The sequence below is a fragment of the Bacillus bingmayongensis genome, assembly GCF_000299035.1.
GTDB classification, from domain to species: domain Bacteria; phylum Bacillota; class Bacilli; order Bacillales; family Bacillaceae_G; genus Bacillus_A; species Bacillus_A bingmayongensis.
On the sequence record NZ_AKCS01000005.1, the window covers coordinates 303,597 to 320,716 of the forward strand.

At 38.2% G+C, this 17,120-nt stretch carries 12 protein-coding genes; 1 reads left to right on the forward strand and 11 read right to left on the reverse strand.

Annotated elements, in window-relative coordinates; all coding sequences use genetic code 11:
* Positions 1–35 precede the first annotated feature (35 nt).
* Together Y7E_RS0101695 and Y7E_RS0101700 are read right to left on the reverse strand one after the other, a co-directional pair.
* Positions 36–548: a DinB family protein gene (locus Y7E_RS0101695; RefSeq protein ID WP_017149586.1), complete on the reverse strand. Its 513-nt coding sequence runs from the start codon at positions 546–548 to the stop codon at positions 36–38.
* 40 nt (positions 549–588) lie between these two features.
* Positions 589–1,353 (reverse strand): DUF3891 family protein, encoded by a 765-nt coding sequence (locus Y7E_RS0101700; protein ID WP_017149587.1) that lies wholly within the window; start codon positions 1,351–1,353, stop codon positions 589–591.
* A gap of 241 nt (positions 1,354–1,594) precedes the next feature.
* Here Y7E_RS0101700 and Y7E_RS0101705 point away from each other — a divergent pair, with 241 nt between their 5' ends.
* Complete coding sequence (locus Y7E_RS0101705; RefSeq protein WP_017149588.1) at positions 1,595–1,867, forward strand: HU family DNA-binding protein; 273 nt, start codon at positions 1,595–1,597, stop codon at positions 1,865–1,867.
* Between the two features lie 48 nt (positions 1,868–1,915).
* Here the strand turns inward: Y7E_RS0101705 and Y7E_RS0101710 are convergent, their stop codons facing one another.
* From Y7E_RS0101710 to Y7E_RS0101750, 9 genes are all read right to left on the reverse strand, one after another.
* Entirely contained in the window at positions 1,916–2,464 is a 549-nt protein-coding gene (locus Y7E_RS0101710; RefSeq protein WP_017149589.1) for a hypothetical protein, read from the reverse strand.
* A 143-nt stretch (positions 2,465–2,607) separates the two neighbouring features.
* Positions 2,608–3,372 (reverse strand): 4'-phosphopantetheinyl transferase family protein, encoded by a 765-nt coding sequence (locus tag Y7E_RS0101715; RefSeq protein ID WP_017149590.1) that lies wholly within the window; start codon positions 3,370–3,372, stop codon positions 2,608–2,610.
* A gap of 172 nt (positions 3,373–3,544) precedes the next feature.
* A complete protein-coding gene (locus Y7E_RS0101720; protein WP_017149591.1) occupies positions 3,545–4,999 on the reverse strand; it encodes an MDR family MFS transporter in 1,455 nt (484 codons plus the stop codon).
* Positions 5,000–5,001: 2 nt separating this feature from the next.
* On the reverse strand, positions 5,002–5,223 hold the full coding sequence (locus Y7E_RS0101725) for an MbtH family protein (protein ID WP_017149592.1): 222 nt from the start codon (positions 5,221–5,223) through the stop codon (positions 5,002–5,004).
* A complete protein-coding gene (locus Y7E_RS0101730; RefSeq protein WP_017149593.1) occupies positions 5,220–12,377 on the reverse strand; it encodes an amino acid adenylation domain-containing protein in 7,158 nt (2,385 codons plus the stop codon). Before Y7E_RS0101730 ends, Y7E_RS0101725 begins: the two co-directional genes overlap by 4 nt.
* A gap of 14 nt (positions 12,378–12,391) precedes the next feature.
* Positions 12,392–13,297: an isochorismatase gene (locus tag Y7E_RS0101735; RefSeq protein WP_017149594.1), complete on the reverse strand. Its 906-nt coding sequence runs from the start codon at positions 13,295–13,297 to the stop codon at positions 12,392–12,394.
* Between the two features lie 39 nt (positions 13,298–13,336).
* Entirely contained in the window at positions 13,337–14,956 is a 1,620-nt protein-coding gene (locus Y7E_RS0101740; RefSeq protein ID WP_017149595.1) for a (2,3-dihydroxybenzoyl)adenylate synthase, read from the reverse strand.
* 19 nt (positions 14,957–14,975) lie between these two features.
* A complete protein-coding gene (gene dhbC, locus Y7E_RS0101745; RefSeq protein WP_026049049.1) occupies positions 14,976–16,193 on the reverse strand; it encodes an isochorismate synthase DhbC in 1,218 nt (405 codons plus the stop codon).
* A 27-nt stretch (positions 16,194–16,220) separates the two neighbouring features.
* On the reverse strand, positions 16,221–17,006 hold the full coding sequence (locus tag Y7E_RS0101750; protein WP_017149597.1) for a 2,3-dihydro-2,3-dihydroxybenzoate dehydrogenase: 786 nt from the start codon (positions 17,004–17,006) through the stop codon (positions 16,221–16,223).
* Positions 17,007–17,120: the final 114 nt, after the last annotated feature.

Below are 17,120 nucleotides of genomic sequence, written 5' to 3' on the forward strand. Positions count from 1 at the left end.
CAATGTATTTGAATACTAAGCTCTCATTTTCTTCATTAAGATTTTTGTTCTACATGTAAATAAAATACAAAGTCCGTCATAGAAGATGGATAACCTAGCTGCCTCAACATAGCTGTTATATTCCCTCTATGATATGTTCCATGATTTACAACATGCTGCACTAATTCGGAAACAGATGTTTCCAATCTTCCAGCGTATGGATTATCAAGTATAACTACTTCATTGATATCTTTTTGTTTATCCAAAAACACTTTATATTGCTGCATTACATTTTGGAACATATTTTCCAATTCATTCATTGTTTTGGTTTCTACTTGTTCTTGTAGTTGTTCTCCTATTTTTAGCGCTACAGTCATACTTTTGCCACTTAAAACATTTAGCCATACACAATCAACCACATAAATATGAATCAGTGCCTTTGCTATAGAAGGAAACACACTTTGAACTTCTTGATTATACACATCCTTTGGGAGTTCCTTTAGTCGTTCAAATATTCTTTTATTTGCCCATACATGATAATCAAATTGTTTTATCATACTTTGTTTCATATTACATTCCTCTTTTCCTTATATTTACACAACCACATACTTACCTCACAAAATATAATTCTAGTTCCTTAAATTCTGTTTTTTCATCCGCTTTAACAATACCAATTTCTTCTATTAAATTCTTTTGTATAGGTTTATAACTTACATATGTCTTAAATTCTATTTCAAAAGGAAATGGTGTGATTCGAATCTTTTTTTTATCTATCCACTCTGCTGTTAACGGTTCGTTGGTACCTTTGTTAAAAATCTCAGTTCCTTCAAATCTGCCTTTAAATAAATCAATTTCTTCTTTTTTCGTTATACCAGGTTCATTCATACAAGCATATAAAGATAGTTCATCGCAAAATTTCAAAAGTTTATAGTGCTTATCAAACATGGCATACTGCGTCTTTGTTAACGTTTTCAAAAATTGCTTTTGGCGATTTAATTCCTGCTTATAAAACGCTACCATTTCCTGATCTTCTTGATTAAGAGGAAATGATATGAAATGTTTACTACAAAGTGCAGCACCGTAAGGATTTGAATTTTCAATCTCATCAAGACCTAAAGTATAAAAAACAAACCTTAATGAACTCGGACAATCCATAAACGTATAAGGTGAATTTTTAGCATCATTCCAAATTGGTGTTTTATCTAAGCCAATCCATCCTCTATCATGTTCATAAATCGCATCAATACAATCTTTTAAATATGTTTTGTCTTCAAATACATCTTTTCTAAAATTTTTTGCAAATTCTCCCGCCAAAAATCCATGGTCATGCTGTCGAATTAATATGATTTCTTCTGGTTTTGTGCGAATAATCATAATCGAATTCCCCCCTCACTTCTATTTTATATATCGAATTTATTATAATCTATATAAATCCTTCCTTTTTCAAAGAGCAATAAAAATAAATTCCACTATACTTTGCAGGGATTCCGACTCTTTCACCGAAATATAAGATAACAATACGACCCTACCAATCTTTTACATTAATAAATATTTCTCCATTCTATTATTCATTATACTAACAAACCTAGACAAAAAATTAATATGAGGTGAAAACATGAACAAAACTGAATTAATTAAAAATGTGGCTCAAACAGCCGATATCTCACAAAAAGAAGCTTCAGTAGCTGTTCAATCTGTATTTGATGCCATTACAAACGCTTTACAGACAGGTGACAAGGTACAACTTATTGGTTTTGGAACATTTGAGGTACGTGAAAGAGCTGCTCGTACAGGGCGAAACCCTCAAACAGGTGAAGAAATTCAAATTGCAGCTGGAAAAGTTCCAGCCTTTAAAGCAGGAAAGGAATTAAAAGAAGCAGTAAAATAATAATACCCCAGCCTAGACAAGGCTGGGGTATTATTATTTTACTGATATTCATCTCATTACTTCATATATATTATCCGCATGATATACTTCACAAATATAAAATACACATCTACAATTACTTACAATTTGATATTTTCTCGTAGGATATATACTAGATTGTAATAAGCAGCCATCAAACAGCTCAATAATATTTCCGGAAGGCTGATATCCTTGATATAACATATTTTTTCTTACGTCCATTCTCTCTATTAATTTTTCAATAGGGATGTTTCCAGTTTCTAATTCTTTTACAATTCCACTCGGTAAAAGTGAAGTATCGACAAAAATTAGATTTTCAGATAACACCTTTCCTTTGTAACTAATGGATGAAATTCGATAAAGAAATGTTCCATTTTTATCAAAAAAACTTTTTACTTCTTTTGGAATATATTTTCGATCTAACATTTCTTGTTCCACAACATTGAACTGAATTGTATCTTTCACAATATTTTCTAAAGAAGCAATAGATGACTTTTCTTTAGAAAATATTAAATCTTTCACAACTTTAACTGCTGTAGCATCAGCCAATTCTCTTTTTTTATTTTCCACTACTAACATGACTAACACCTCTTCTATATTTATATAATCTAGCAGTCAATCAGACGAACATATTCCTAAAATTACTTCATATGAAAATGATCATAGTAGGTATCGGTTCTATTATCGATACACACTTCCATCAACTAATCAGTTACTGCTCATTAATGTGTGAGAAATCTACTACTTTGCAAAAGTGTTCCTGCATTAAACTGCCTCATTTCTGATACATCTTTGTTTAAAAAAGCTATTGAAGCAATATATCCTGATCCAGGCTGCAAATTCATCAAAGTTGTAGTCTCAACAAGCTGTGGCTTATCCTGAAAAACAAGTAGTTTCGGTAAATTATCTGGAGTTGATACAGTTAGATTAGAAGGTGATATCATTAACCCTTCTCCAGTCGCCTTAAGTATAGCTTCCTTCTGTGTCCAATAGGTTAAAAACCCTTCAATTTGTCTTTCAACTGGCAGTTGCATTAACTGAGCAGTTTCTATATCTGTTAATACTCCTACTGCCATTTTAAGTACATCAATATTAGAATTTATTTGTTCTACATCTATGCCGATTGGTGTAGATGTTGTAAATGCGACAGTCACTCTGTCTCCTGAATGTGATACAGATAGCTGCGGCATACCTACAGGTAATTGCGGGCGTCCATGAGCTAACTTACAAACTGAACAGGTTCGATCTATTGGTATATGAAGCGGGGACATTGCGAGCAGTTTTCCCAGTACCAATCGACTAATTGCACATCCAATAATAAATCTTGCTCGGTCCTTGGAATGATGAAATAAATTTGCTTTTTCACGCTCCGTTTCATTTAATAAACTATAATGCCACGATTGTAAGTCTGAAATTCGTGCCCACCATACTTGACATTGATTACTTCTTAGCTCTGGTACTGAATCTACAATCTCCCAATCTCTCATAAAAATTCTCCCCTTTTCATAACCCATATCTCATACTAAGAAAAGTATGGAATCTATTCAGTCTTTCGACAAATATCTCCATTAGCATTTCTCTTGTAACTTTTTATCATTGGTATTGTAATAGAGGAACATACCCAGATTTATTATTATATCTGGGTATGTTCTTCCTCCGTTATTCACCTGCAACTGCTTTTGAATGATCTTCATTTGATTGGACTGACATTTTTTTCTTTGGTGTAGCTATTGCAGCCGTATCACGAATACGTAATGCAAACAATAATGCAATGCATAGAAATACAGCTGCACCAAGCAAGGCGATTTGATACGCTACAATACTAGCACTCTCATTTCCTGCTTCACTTACATCATTATTTCCAAAAGCAGCTAGAAAACTTGCAAGAATCGCAACACCGATGGCAGAACCTAATCGATTTTGCACATTAAAAATAGTTGTCGCTCTCCCCATTGAAGACGGATGAATAGTATTAAAAGCTGAAAATTGAACAGCTCCTACAGAATGACCTAGGAAAAATCCTATGCCGAATAGTAACATTCGAATTATCCAAGAGCTTGTCTCTTGATTCACGAAACTTAACAAAACAAATATTATCGCCGAGCACAACAATCCAATAGAAATTAGCTTACGTGGCCCAAGTCTTTTATACGACCAAGGCACAATTTGTGAAGAAATCATGAGTCCAATCGCTTCTGGAAATGTAGTGAGACCTGTTTCTAGCGCTGACGCATGCAATACATTTTGATACATAAGCGGAAATACAAATAACATTCCGAGTAATCCAGCAGCTGAAAATAGCGAAATAAGACTCATATTCCGAAATAGACGATCTTGTAGTAAACGTAAATCCAGCATTGGCTGACTCACACGAAGTTCTACAAAAATAAAGAGAGTGATAAGCAAAAGCCCACCTAATCCTGTTCCTATTATTTCTGGAGAGCTCCAACTTTTCGATGGGCCTTGACTCATCGCATATATGAACATTGCAAAGCCTGGTGCGGAAAGCATAAAACCAGGTAAATCTAACCGCCCAGCAGTTTTTTCAATATGCTCTACTAAAAATAACGCTCCAATTAGTAAAGCTACTATTCCAAACGGTAGATTAATATAAAACGCCCAACGCCAAGACATATGTTCCACAAAGAACCCGCTAACAATTGGCCCTATTGCTGGTGCAACAGCAATAGGCAAGACGATGAACCTAGAAATCTTTGGCCTTTCTTGTGGTGAAAATGTGCGAAATAACATCGCCATTCCTACAGGCGTCAATAATCCCCCGCCAGCACCTTGTATGATACGGAATATATTTAAGGTAGTAATATTATCAGCCATTCCGCATAGCGCGGAAGCAGCTGTAAATACAGAAAGAGCAATTAGGAATACTCGCTTCGTACCAAACCGATCTCCAAGCCATCCAGAAATAGGTAAAAATACCGCAAGACTTACTAAGTATCCAACATTGACTGTCCCCATTGCTGAAGGCGGAACTTGTAGTTCATGACTAATCGTTTGCAGAGCTACATTTACAATCGTTGCATCCATAGCAGCCATAAACATAGCAGTTACATATACAACACTAACAACAATTTTCGGATTCAGCTTCAAATTCATTACTACTCCCCTACTGAAACGCATTCAAGTGAGTGAAGACTCTTTGGCTGCATATCACTCCAATGTAATTCGATATACGCAAGACAAGCCTGTCTACTATCTTGTTCATAAACAACATTCCAGCCGGCTGGTACATCGAGAAAGGCTGGCCAGACAGAGTGCTGACCTTCCTTATTTACTAACACTTTATACATAAAGTTATCGTTTTCAAATGGATTCGTCATACTTTACTTACCCCTTTCATCCCTTGCAATCTATTCGCTAATACTTGTCCAATTTCTGTAAGTGGTCCTGGCTGACATAAATCTTTATGGCGGCAATCAATATCATATTGTTCAATTTCCCCATCTATATAGCTAAGCCATGTATCTGGAGAAATCGGATCAAACCATTCTGGTATGATTGTTGATCTAAAGAATACAAGATTGCCATGGAATTGTTTTGGAACATACTTTCCTAAAAGACCAACAGAATTTACGTATGTTTCTTTCAAGTTCAAAATTGTTTCCTCTTCTAGGCTCGCTAATGCACTACCATCCCTGCGAAGTATTTCAATAGCATTTGCCATATCAAGTGGTTTCCCGTCCATATTATCTGGATCATATCCTCCTAATGCAAGTAGCGCAATAAGCGCTTCTTCCTCAGTAGGCGATTCTGTATTTGGTAAAAAGTGACCAGGATAAGAATCCAGCATGACAAGTAATTCAACTTCTTCTCCTTGATTTTGCAAATGTGTTGCCATTGCATGAACAACATTTCCTCCGAGAGACCAACCTAACAATCTGTACGGCCCATGCGGCTGTATTTCACGAATGTGCTCAAGATAGTCAGCAGCCATTTCGTCTAATGATTTGGGAAATTCTTCACTTTTTGCAATACCGCGCGCCTGCACACCATAAATTGGATAATCAGTTCCTAAAGACTTCATTAATCCCGCATAGCACCAGCTGAGTCCACCTGCTGGATGTACACAAAACATAGGTAATTGTTCTCCACTTGTCCTTAATGGCAGAATTACCTCCAGTGCACTTTGGCTCGTCCCCATCTCAAGTCTTTCGGCAAGCCCAGCAACTGTCGGTGCTGCAAATAAGCTGCCAATACTTAGCTCTACCCCTAGTGCTTCCCTGATACGGCTCATTAACTGCACAGCAAGTAAGGAATGACCGCCAAGATCAAAGAAACCATCATCAATACCAATTCGAGGTACATTCAAAACTTCTGTAAATAAATCACATAAAATTTCCTCTTTTGGTGTTCTTGGTCCTCGGCTTATCGTAGATACAGTAAATTCTGGTACTGGTAATGCTTTACGATCTAACTTACCATTTGGAGTTAGAGGCAATTCACTTATCATAACGAAAGCATATGGTACCATATAATCAGGTAGACTAAGTCCTACATATTGGCGCATTTCAGCTGTATCAATGTTTACATGTTCTGACGGAACAATATAGGCCACTAAGCGCTTATCACCCGGCTGATCTTCACGTACAACGACAGCAACTTGTTCAACATGAGAATGCTGCATAATAACCGCTTCAATTTCACCAAGTTCAATTCGGAAACCTCGAATCTTAATTTGGTGATCTGCCCGACCTATGTAGTCTAATGTGCCATCTTGACGCCAACGTGCCAAATCTCCTGTACGATACATTCGAGTACCAGGTTTCCCATATGGGTCTGCTATAAATCGTTCCGCAGTTAATCCTGCACGACCTAAATATCCACGGGCAAGTCCTGCTCCTGCAACATACATTTCTCCTACCACTCCTGGTGGTACAGGTTGTAAATAGTTATCTAATACGTATACTTTAAGATCTGGTATACTACATCCAATTAAGCTGTTTGCTCGCAAGGATACAATATTTTGATCAAGCTCAATATAACTTACGTGTACAGTTGTTTCTGTAATACCATACATATTAATAAGCTTAGGCGCGTTTTCTGGATGACGACTATACCAATCTTCTAGACGGCTTAATTCCAGTGCTTCTCCGCCAAAAACGACATACCGTAAAGAAAGCTTCTGTCCTAATTGGGCATTTTCGCGATCCGCCTGCATAAGTTGGTAAAACGCTGATGGTGTCTGATTTAAAACAGTTACTCTTTCCTGAACAAGCAAATTTAAAAATTCTCTAGGCGAACGGCTTACAGTATGCGGTACAATAACGAGACGCCCTCCATACAGTAAGGGTCCCCAAATTTCCCAAACTGAGAAATCAAACGCGTAAGAATGAAACATTGTCCAAATATCATCCGAATCAAATTGGAACCAATGATCAGTTGCTCCTAATAGTCTTACAACATTTTGATGAGGAATCATTACACCTTTTGGTCTACCTGTTGAACCGGATGTATAAATTACATAAGCGATGTGTAAAGGTGATAATGGCTGTATTCGTTCTACATTTTCTATATTCTCTTCACCATATTTGTTTAATGTGTCCATTGTTTTCGGATCATCTACTACAATCGCTTCGATTTCTTCACTCTCTATTGTCACTTTTGTGTTCGTAATCATACAAACAGGCTTAGCATCGCTTAGCATGAATGAAATTCGGTCTGTTGGATAATCAGGATCTAGCGGTAAATATCCTGCCCCCGCTTTTAAAACTGCTAACAAACTTACAACCATATCAAGAGATCTTGGCATCGCCAAAGCAACCATTTGCTCTGGACCTACTCCCTTTTCAATTAACAGACGTGCCAGCTTATTTGATCTCTTATTTAATTCTGTATAACTTAGTGTAGTGTCCTCAAATACGACAGCAATTGCATCTGGAGTCATGTGAACTTGTTTCTCAAACAATTCCGGCAATGTCATTTCTGGTACAATTTGAAAACCACCATTCCATTTTTCAAGTATTGTTTGACGCTCTTCTTCTTCCAAAATTTCCAAACGTCCAATAGATTGTTCTGGATCTTGTACTGCATCCTCTAATAAACGAATGAAACGAATGACAAGTTTTTCAGCTGTCTCACGCTTAAATAAATCTGTACTAAATTCAAGTAAACCATGTAACCCATTTGGCTGACCTTCAGACGTACTACGTTCACTTATTTCTATCGTTATATCAAACTTTGAAGAACCCACACTCTTAATCTCCAGATGCGTTTCTAGATTCGGTATATCAAGTGTTGCCTCTGGTGTATTTTGATAGGCTAACATAATTTGGAATAGTGGATGACTATTTCTCGAACGCACAGGGTTTAATACTTCAACAAGTCGTTCAAACGGAACATCTTGATTTTCATATGCTAAAAGGTTAACCTTACGTACCCTGCTTAACAGTTCACTAAAGCTAGGATCTCCCGATGTATCTGTCCGTAAAACGAGTGTGTTTACGAACAATCCGACAATATCTCCAAGCGCATCATCGCTACGTCCGGCAATGGGACTACCTATTGGAATATCCGTTCCTGCTCCTAATCGTGTAAGTAATGCAGCAAGTCCGGATTGCAACACCATAAACAAGCTAACACCATTTTTACGAGCAAGCTCTAATAGTCGTTTATGTAACTCCGGATTCACATGAAAATCTATCGTTTCTCCCCGATAGCTTGTTTCCACAGGACGTTGATAATCTGTAGGTAACTCCAGTTGATCTGGTAATCCCTTTAGCTCTTCTTTCCAAAACTCAATTTGTTGTGAAATGAGACTATCTTGCAAACTCTCATTTCCTAATAGTTCTTGTTGCCAAAGGGCATAATCAGCATACTGTACTGGCAGTGACTTCCACTGAACTGATTCACCTTTAAAATGTGCTTGATACGCAGCCGCTAGATCTCTTGACAATGGGTTTAATGACCATCCATCCCCTACAATATGATGCAACAATACAAGCAACACATGTTCATCCGGATTTATTTCAAAAAGCTCCATACGAATAGCTGGCTCTTCTGCAAGGTTGAAGCTATATCTCACCGCTTCAGCAAGTACCTCAGACAATTCCGATTCAGTTGTAGGTGTAACGATTAGATTAGTGTTTACCTCATCAGTATCTAAAATTTGCTGGTGTGACGTACCAAGCGTATTCGGGAAAATGGTTCGAAGCGTTTCGTGTCGATTAACAATATCGTAGAACGCAGATTGTAACGCTGCTCGATTTAATTCTCCAGACATACGAATAACTACAGGAATATTATATGTTGGGCTTGGTCCTTCTAAGCAGTTCAAGAACCATAAACGACGCTGTGCAAAAGAAAGAGGAACTTCTTTTGGACGCTCTACTTTCTGAATAGCCGGCCTTGCACTCTGCGTGCTATCTAATTGTTTAGCGAGTTCAGCGACTGTAGGTGATTCAAATAATTTTGCAATGCCTAATTCCACACCTAATGTTTCACGAATACGTCCCATTAAACGGGTAGCTAACAGAGAATGTCCACCTATTTCAAAGAAGTTATCATCGATTCCAATCCGCGCTATGCTAAGCACTTCCGCAAACAAATCACATAAAATTTCTTCTTGTGGATTTCTAGCTACACGTTCACTGACAAGTAAATTAAAGTCAGGTGCTGGCAACACTTTCCGATTAATCTTGCCGTTCGGTGTCAATGGCAATTCAGTCATAATCATAATTGCTGACGGTATCATATAGCCTGGTAAACTCTCTGCTGCATATGTTCGAATTTCTGCAAGGTCAAGATTCCCTTCAGCATCAGGTACAATATAAGCAACCAAACGTTTATCGCCAGGTTGATCTTCTCGAACAATTACAACGACTTGCTCAACATGAGGATGCTGATGTAATACAGCCTCTACTTCAGCTAACTCGATACGGAATCCCCGAATCTTAATTTGATGATCTGCACGACTAATATAATCTAATGAACCATCCTGACGCCATTTAACAAGGTCACCCGTGCGGTACATTCGTGTACCAGGTTTCCCAAATGGATTAGCAACAAATCGTTCAGCTGTTAATGCTGGTCTTCCTAAATATCCATTAGCAAGCCCCGTACCAGCAATATATAATTCCCCCACCACTCCGGTTGGTACTGGTTGTAACCCTGCATCTAGCACATACACCTCTGTATTCCAAATCGGTCTTCCAATAGAAGGTATACCGATCTCTTCTTCATTCATATCCATGAAAGTTGACCAAATTGTTGTCTCAGTTGGTCCATAAAGATTTGTAACATGACAATTTAATTCTTTTAACCGAGACGCTAGATTCGATGGAAGCGCCTCACCACCAACAAGAACTTTAAGTCCTATTAATCTTTCTGGATAATCTGTTACAAGCGCGTGCCAAAGTGTTGGTGTAGCTTGCATAATTGTAATATTTTTCTTTTGGATGATCTCTGTTAAAGCTGAAGAATCTTGAACCGTTTCTTTTTGTGCAACTTGAACACTTGCTCCACTAATTAGTGGTAAATAGATTTCTAAAGCGGAAATGTCAAACGCAAAGGTTGTAACAGCTAATAAACGATCATGTGCATCCATTGAGAATTGATCTTGCATTGCCAATAAAAAGTTACTTAAGCTCTGCATTGGTACCACTACACCTTTTGGCTTACCTGTTGACCCCGAAGTATAAATTGTATATGCAGGATTTAAAGGTACTACACCATCAAATGAATCTAGGTTATTTTTCGGGTATCTTCTTAACTTCTCTTTTGTATCCTGATTATCAAGTACAACCCTTGTTAAATGATTCTCATTTGGTAAATTAGCCAAAACAGAAGAATGTGTTAGGATACAAGCAGGCTGAGCATCGCTTAGTATATACGTAATTCGATCCTCTGGATATTCTGGATCAATTGGTAAATACGCTGCTCCCGCCTTAAGAACTGCTAACATCCCGATAACCATTTCTACAGATCTTGGAAATGCCAATGCTACAAATTCTTTAGGTTGCACTCCCCTTTCTAACAGAAAATGAGCAAGTTGATTTGCCTGTTCATTTAATTCTTTATAAGTAAGTTCCGTCCCATCACATACTACAGCAATTGAATCAGGAGATTTACTCACTTGTTTTTCAATGAGAGTAGGTACACTTACGAATGAACTTTCTTTCGTAGTTTGATTCCATTCTACTAAAACTTGCTTGCTTTCCTCATGAAGTAAGAGTTCTAGTTTTCCAATCGATGAATTTACCTGAAGATCTAAAATATTTTCCAGAAGATTCACAAATCTCTTTTTATGAGTTATTAGCTCTTCCAAGTTATACACCTCAGGATTTGCGTCAAAATTAATCCTTAAGCCGTTTCCACCAAACTCGTTTGACACATTTATTGAAAGATCATCCACCGGTCCTGCCGAAAGATTATGTTTAACTCCATGATTTCCACCAAAACTCAGACCATAATCAAATGGCATAACATTTATCATTGGACCAAATAATCTTTGATTTTCTCCCAATAATTTAAGATCACGACGTAATTCTTCATGACGATACTTATGATGAAGACGTATATCACGAATTTCATTAGAAATCTGCTTTACAACCTCAGCAAAACTCATATTTGAGCTTATAGACAATCTAAGTGGAACGACATTCATAACCATACCAGGAGTATTAATTGACACTGATCCTAAGCGTCCCATCATTGGTAAACCTAAGATTACATCCTCCACACTTGTTAACTTATGTATATAGATAGCAGTTGCAGCGATGATAAGATCCGGCCAATTCGCTTTACATCCATGCGCAACCCTTTGCAACGACTCTGTATGTAAACGAGACAAGTGCGCTGTTTGGCGAAGAAATTCTTTTGATGTTCGAGGAGCACGTTCCGCCAAACTTACTACCTCTGGTTGATCTTGGAATCGTTCTAACCAAAAGCTACGATCTTGCTCAAATTGATCCGACGCTCGATAAGTAGCATCCTCCTCTAAAATGGTATACAAAGAGCCAAATGGTCTCTCATCATACGATTGATTATTCATGAATGCCGTATATACTTTTGCTACTCGCTCTGCAAGTAACGAAAAGCCGTAGCCATCCATCACAATGTGATGGATGCGCTGATACCAGAAGAAACGATTGGAATCAACTTTAAAAAGTGCCTCTGTATACAGCTTGTCCTTTTTTAGATTAACTGGCGTAGATAAATCTACTTTCATCCACGCTTCAGCTGCTTTTTGAGGATTCTCTTCTTTACTAACGTCGATAATATGCATATGAAATTCAGGAGAAGCATCGATAACTTGCCATGGCCCTTTCTCATCTTCTTCAAATTGGACATGTAAAGATTCAGCTTCCATTACAACCTTACGTACAGCTAATTCAAATATTTTCGTATCAACTGAACCATGTATTTCTATGTATTCACCTGTATTATAAATTGGATTTTCTGGATCAAGTTGCTGCGCAAACCACATACCCGTTTGCGCACCTGACAATGAATGACGAACCTTTTGACAATTAGACATTCGTATTTACCCCTTTATCTATCTGTATTTGACAGCACCTTTTCTTCTCTAAACGACAACAAATTAAACCAGTCATATATTGTTGGACGCTCAGCCAAATCTGCAAATGTAACTTCTACACCCTTTTGGCGCCATTTCTCTACTAAACTCATAATTCTAACTGAGTCGAGCCCTCTATTTAATAAATCTTCATCATCACCAATATCTGCTAGTGATTCACGAAGCAATTCAGCCACTTGTTCGCGTACTAGCTGCAATGTGAATATTGAATCCACTTCCTTCGAATTCTTTAAATCGTTTAATAATAAATTCGTTGTCGTAGTCACTGCACATCGATCAGATGCATACTGCAAAGCTTGTTTATGATGTTCTTGTGAAAAATCAGCAACCGCATCAGCGATGAAGAATGGCTGTATCCCATCCATAAATGCTTCACATGCTGTTAAAAGGCATCCGATATGTGCATACACTCCGCAAATAATAAGCTGATCGCGCTCTTGTTCATGTAAAATCTCTAAAAGGTTTGTTTTCTTAAAAGCGCTGTATCTCCATTTTGTAAGGAAAATATCATTCTTATCAGGAGTAAGCTCATCTACAATTTTTTGCTTATGAGGCCCTTCAGGAATGCCTGCTCCCCAGAAATCTTGTAATAATCCCCTTTGCTCTAGCGTTTGTCCACCTGGTTGCGCAGTATAGACTACAGGAATACCAAGTTCCTTACATGTATTTCTGATCGATTGAATATTTGAAATCAGTTCTACTCTCGGTGATTCCTCTGCATCATATGCATCAAGAAAGTACTCTTGCATGTCATGAATAAGAAGCACTGCTCGTTTTGGATCTGGTTTCCACGTTACTTTATTATTTGGTAAATCTGACTCTAATGGCATTGGGTATACTGAGATAGCTGGAATAGCCATCTAATCACTTCCTTCCGAATTATTAATAATATTTATACTCTATGAATTGATAGTAGTTTTTAGTTTTTCGGCAATTGCTTTTCGTAATTCTTTCTTACTTACTTTTCCGACACCCGTTTGTGGAAACGATTCAATAAATTCAATTCGATCCGGAATTTTGTATGCTGCAATTCCCCGATCTCTTAAGAACATTTTCAAATCCCCTACAGCCGGAACTTGCCCGCGAGCTATTACGAAAGCACAAGTACGCTCACCTAAATAATCGTCTGGCATCGATACAATCGCTACATCGTGTACCGCTGAATGAGCTAAAAGGTGATTTTCAACTTCTTCAGCTGCAACTTTCTCTCCACCACGATTAATCTGATCCTTATCGCGTCCTTCAACTACTAAATAACCTTGCTCATTTATTTTGACAAGATCACCCGTACGATAAAAACCATCGGAAGTAAATGATTTAGCGTTATGTTCTTCAGCTTTATAATATCCACGGATTGTATATGGCCCACGAGTTAATAAACTCCCTACTTGTCCTGGCTCTACATCATTATCATTTTCATCAACTACACGAATTTCATCGAACTCTGACATTGGTCTTCCTTGCGTATGAATGATGATTTCTTCTGGGTCATCAAGTCTTGTGTAATTCACTAGTCCTTCTGCCATCCCAAAAACTTGTTGCAGTGTACAACCGAATGTCGGGCGTATACGTTTCGCAACTTCAGCACTAAATTTCGCGCCACCTACTTGTATGACTTCAAGGCTTGATAAATCATTATTGCGTGACGCTTTCGCATCAAGCCATACCATCGCAAGTGGTGGTACAAGCGCCGTTATTGTGACGCGTTCTTTCTCGATAAGAGAAAATGCTTCATCAGGACTCCCACCGGAAGCTAGAACTACCCTTCCTCCGGCATAAAGTGTACCTAGAATTCCTGGTGAACTAAGTGGATAGTTATGTGCAACTGGAAGTGCAGCAAGATACACGCTCTCTTGATTCAATTTACAAATCTCAGCACTTACTCGTAAGCTATAAATATAATCATCATGCGTTCTTGGAATTAATTTAGATACCCCCGTTGTCCCGCCTGATAATTGTAAGAATGCTACATCACTAGATTTAACTTCCGGCTGTTCGATTGGATTCATATAAAGATCACGTATTCCGACAAATTCCTCTTCCTCTCCTACAACAATGACATGTCGCAGCGCCGGAACCTTCTCTTTCACTTCTCTAGCAAGCTTACGATAATCAAATCCAAGCTGCTTATCTGCGATAATGTAAGCAGTCGCTTCAGCGAATTCACAGAAATAATTTATTTCACTACTACGATGGGACGGCAATGCAAAGACTGGAAGCGCCCCAATTCGAAAGAGGGCAAAACATACTTCCAAAAATTCCGTACTATTAGGCAGCTGAAGAACAACTCGGTCTTCTTGTTTTATCCCTAATTTGCTGAGCCCTGCAGCTAAACGATCTACTTTTGTATCAAGCTCAGCATAACTTACATGCTTGTCGCCACTTGTAACTGCAATTCGGTCACCATGCTTTTCAGCACGTTCTCTTAACATCGCTCCAAACGTTTCTCCACGCCAACAATCTTTCTCTCTATATCGATCTGCAAACTCTTTTGGCCACTCACGGCATCCTGCTATCATCATTTACCCCCCCCAACATTTATTTCAGCGATTCATCATTCAATCCCATAGCCCGAAGCATTGTGCGAAACTTAGCTGATGTTTCAGCTAGCTCATCTTCAGGTTTTGACTCCGCAACAATACCAGCTCCTGCGAATAAACGAAGTGAATTCTCTTCAACTTCCGCACAACGAATCGTAACAATCCATTCACCGTCACCGTTTAGATCGCTCCAACCAAGCATCCCAGTGAAAAAGTCTCGATCAAACGGCTCAATTTCTTGAATCGCTTCCATAGCTTTTTCCATTGGCGTTCCGCAAACAGCTGGTGTCGGATGAAGCGCAAGTGCTAATTCTAATGCAGACACCGAAGCATCAAGTAATTCTCCTTTTACTTCTGTAGATAAATGCCACATCGCTTCACTATTTATTAATGATGGTTTTTCCGGAACATGTAGTGTACGACAATACGGGCGAAGTGCCGCAGCTACCGCTTCAACAACAACCGCATGTTCATGTAAATCTTTAGCTGAAGAAAGCAATTCATCTGCCCGTCTCTGATCTTCTACAGGGTCTTCGCTTCGTGGTCTAGACCCTGCAAGTGGATTAGAGATTACTTGCATTCCACTCCGTGAAACAAGTAATTCTGGACTCGCTCCTATGAGTGTACGACTACGCTTTAATGGAGCATCACTTTTTTCTACTTCTTCACTCTTCGGTAAATCTACCGCAAACGTATACCCGTGTTTATTGTGCGCTGCTAAATCACGAAGTAGCTTTTGAATGTCAACCTTTTCTGGAGATTTTAAATCCAACGATCTTGATAGAACGATTTTTTTTAGATCACCGCCCTTAATTTTAGCTACTCCTTGCTCTACACCACGCATATATTCTGAAGGTGCTGGAATAGGATTCATTTCATATGTAAGTACAGGTGATTGCTGGATTCGATCTGTAGAATCAAATTGCAAGCGATCAGCAACTCTGCTCTCATGAGGTACAACGAGCTGTACAGCTTTTGTACGATCAAAAGGCAGTGCTCCTACAACAATTGGATTTTGATGCCCAGCTTGCTTCGCGTTATTTAATACAGCATGAACAAGCTCAGAAAAATTTTTTGCCTGACTATGTTTCACCGTAGCAAACGTTCCTTCAGCAAGTATTGTACGGTACGGTGAAGCAAAAAAGAATGAAGATCCAGCTTTATAGTCATCTAGTAATTTTGTTGCTAACTCCTTTAAAGCAGTTGTATGATTCATCATGTTATAGCCCTCCTATATTTCATATTAAACGCCTAACGTTGCGCCGCCATCGATACACAAATTATGCATAGTAATATGACTCGCTTTATCTGAAGCTAAAAATAGTACCGCTTCGGCAATCTCTGAAGGTGTTGCTATTTTTTGTAATGGAATTCCTAATCTATATGTATCTTGTGAACCTGCAATAATATTTTCGGGTCCATTTCCATCTGTCCAAAGCTGCCGTTGCATCTCTGTTTCAGTTGAACCAGGTGAAACTATATTACAACGAATATTGTATGCTGCAAGTTCCAACCCTAAGCATTTCATAAACATCGTGACTGCCGCTTTTGATGACGCATATGCAGCCATCCCCATTCTTGGAACATTCGCTGCATTTGAACCAACTGTCACGATTACACCAGCTTGTCTTTGCATCATACGTCTACTCACTGCACGTGCCATATAAAACACCCCTGTAGAATTTACAGAAAAAGTGGCATCCCAATCTTCATCACTTAAAGATTCAATTGGTCCCATTCGTAGAGTACCAGCAACATTTACTAAAATATCAATTGGTCCCATTTCATTTTCAATTTGATGAACGATATGCTCTACTTCAGCACTGTTACTGACATCTAACGGGAACGCTTTCAGTAATACGTCTTGAGACTCGTGACAATCGACTAATGTATGAAGGCCTGTGATATTATTATCTACTGCAGCCACCTTAGCACCTTTTTCAGCAAACAACTTTGCCACTGTTTCTCCAATTCCTTGTGCTGCACCAGTAACTAATACAACTTTGCCATCAAATTCCCTAAGGCTCATATTTTCAAATCCTTTCCTAACAAGAACTCTTTTAAGTTCTAAATATATAAAACCAAGATGACAACAACGATAAAGATAATCATTATCAATCATAAAATTTAAAAAAATAATACA

Excerpts from the sequence above, each read along its gene's own strand:
- Y7E_RS0101695 (WP_017149586.1), bottom strand. The coding sequence starts at position 548 with ATGAAACAAAGTATGATAAAACAATTTGATTATCATGTATGGGCAAAT.
- Y7E_RS0101700 (WP_017149587.1), bottom strand. The coding sequence starts at position 1,353 with ATGATTATTCGCACAAAACCAGAAGAAATCATATTAATTCGACAGCAT.
- Y7E_RS0101705 (WP_017149588.1), top strand. The coding sequence starts at position 1,595 with ATGAACAAAACTGAATTAATTAAAAATGTGGCTCAAACAGCCGATATC.
- Y7E_RS0101710 (WP_017149589.1), bottom strand. The coding sequence starts at position 2,464 with ATGTTAGTAGTGGAAAATAAAAAAAGAGAATTGGCTGATGCTACAGCA.
- Y7E_RS0101715 (WP_017149590.1), bottom strand. The coding sequence starts at position 3,372 with ATGAGAGATTGGGAGATTGTAGATTCAGTACCAGAGCTAAGAAGTAAT.
- Y7E_RS0101720 (WP_017149591.1), bottom strand. The coding sequence starts at position 4,999 with ATGAATTTGAAGCTGAATCCGAAAATTGTTGTTAGTGTTGTATATGTA.
- Y7E_RS0101725 (WP_017149592.1), bottom strand. The coding sequence starts at position 5,223 with ATGACGAATCCATTTGAAAACGATAACTTTATGTATAAAGTGTTAGTA.
- Y7E_RS0101730 (WP_017149593.1), bottom strand. The coding sequence starts at position 12,377 with ATGTCTAATTGTCAAAAGGTTCGTCATTCATTGTCAGGTGCGCAAACG.
- Y7E_RS0101735 (WP_017149594.1), bottom strand. The coding sequence starts at position 13,297 with ATGGCTATTCCAGCTATCTCAGTATACCCAATGCCATTAGAGTCAGAT.
- Y7E_RS0101740 (WP_017149595.1), bottom strand. The coding sequence starts at position 14,956 with ATGATAGCAGGATGCCGTGAGTGGCCAAAAGAGTTTGCAGATCGATAT.
- dhbC (WP_026049049.1), bottom strand. The coding sequence starts at position 16,193 with ATGAATCATACAACTGCTTTAAAGGAGTTAGCAACAAAATTACTAGAT.
- Y7E_RS0101750 (WP_017149597.1), bottom strand. The coding sequence starts at position 17,006 with ATGAGCCTTAGGGAATTTGATGGCAAAGTTGTATTAGTTACTGGTGCA.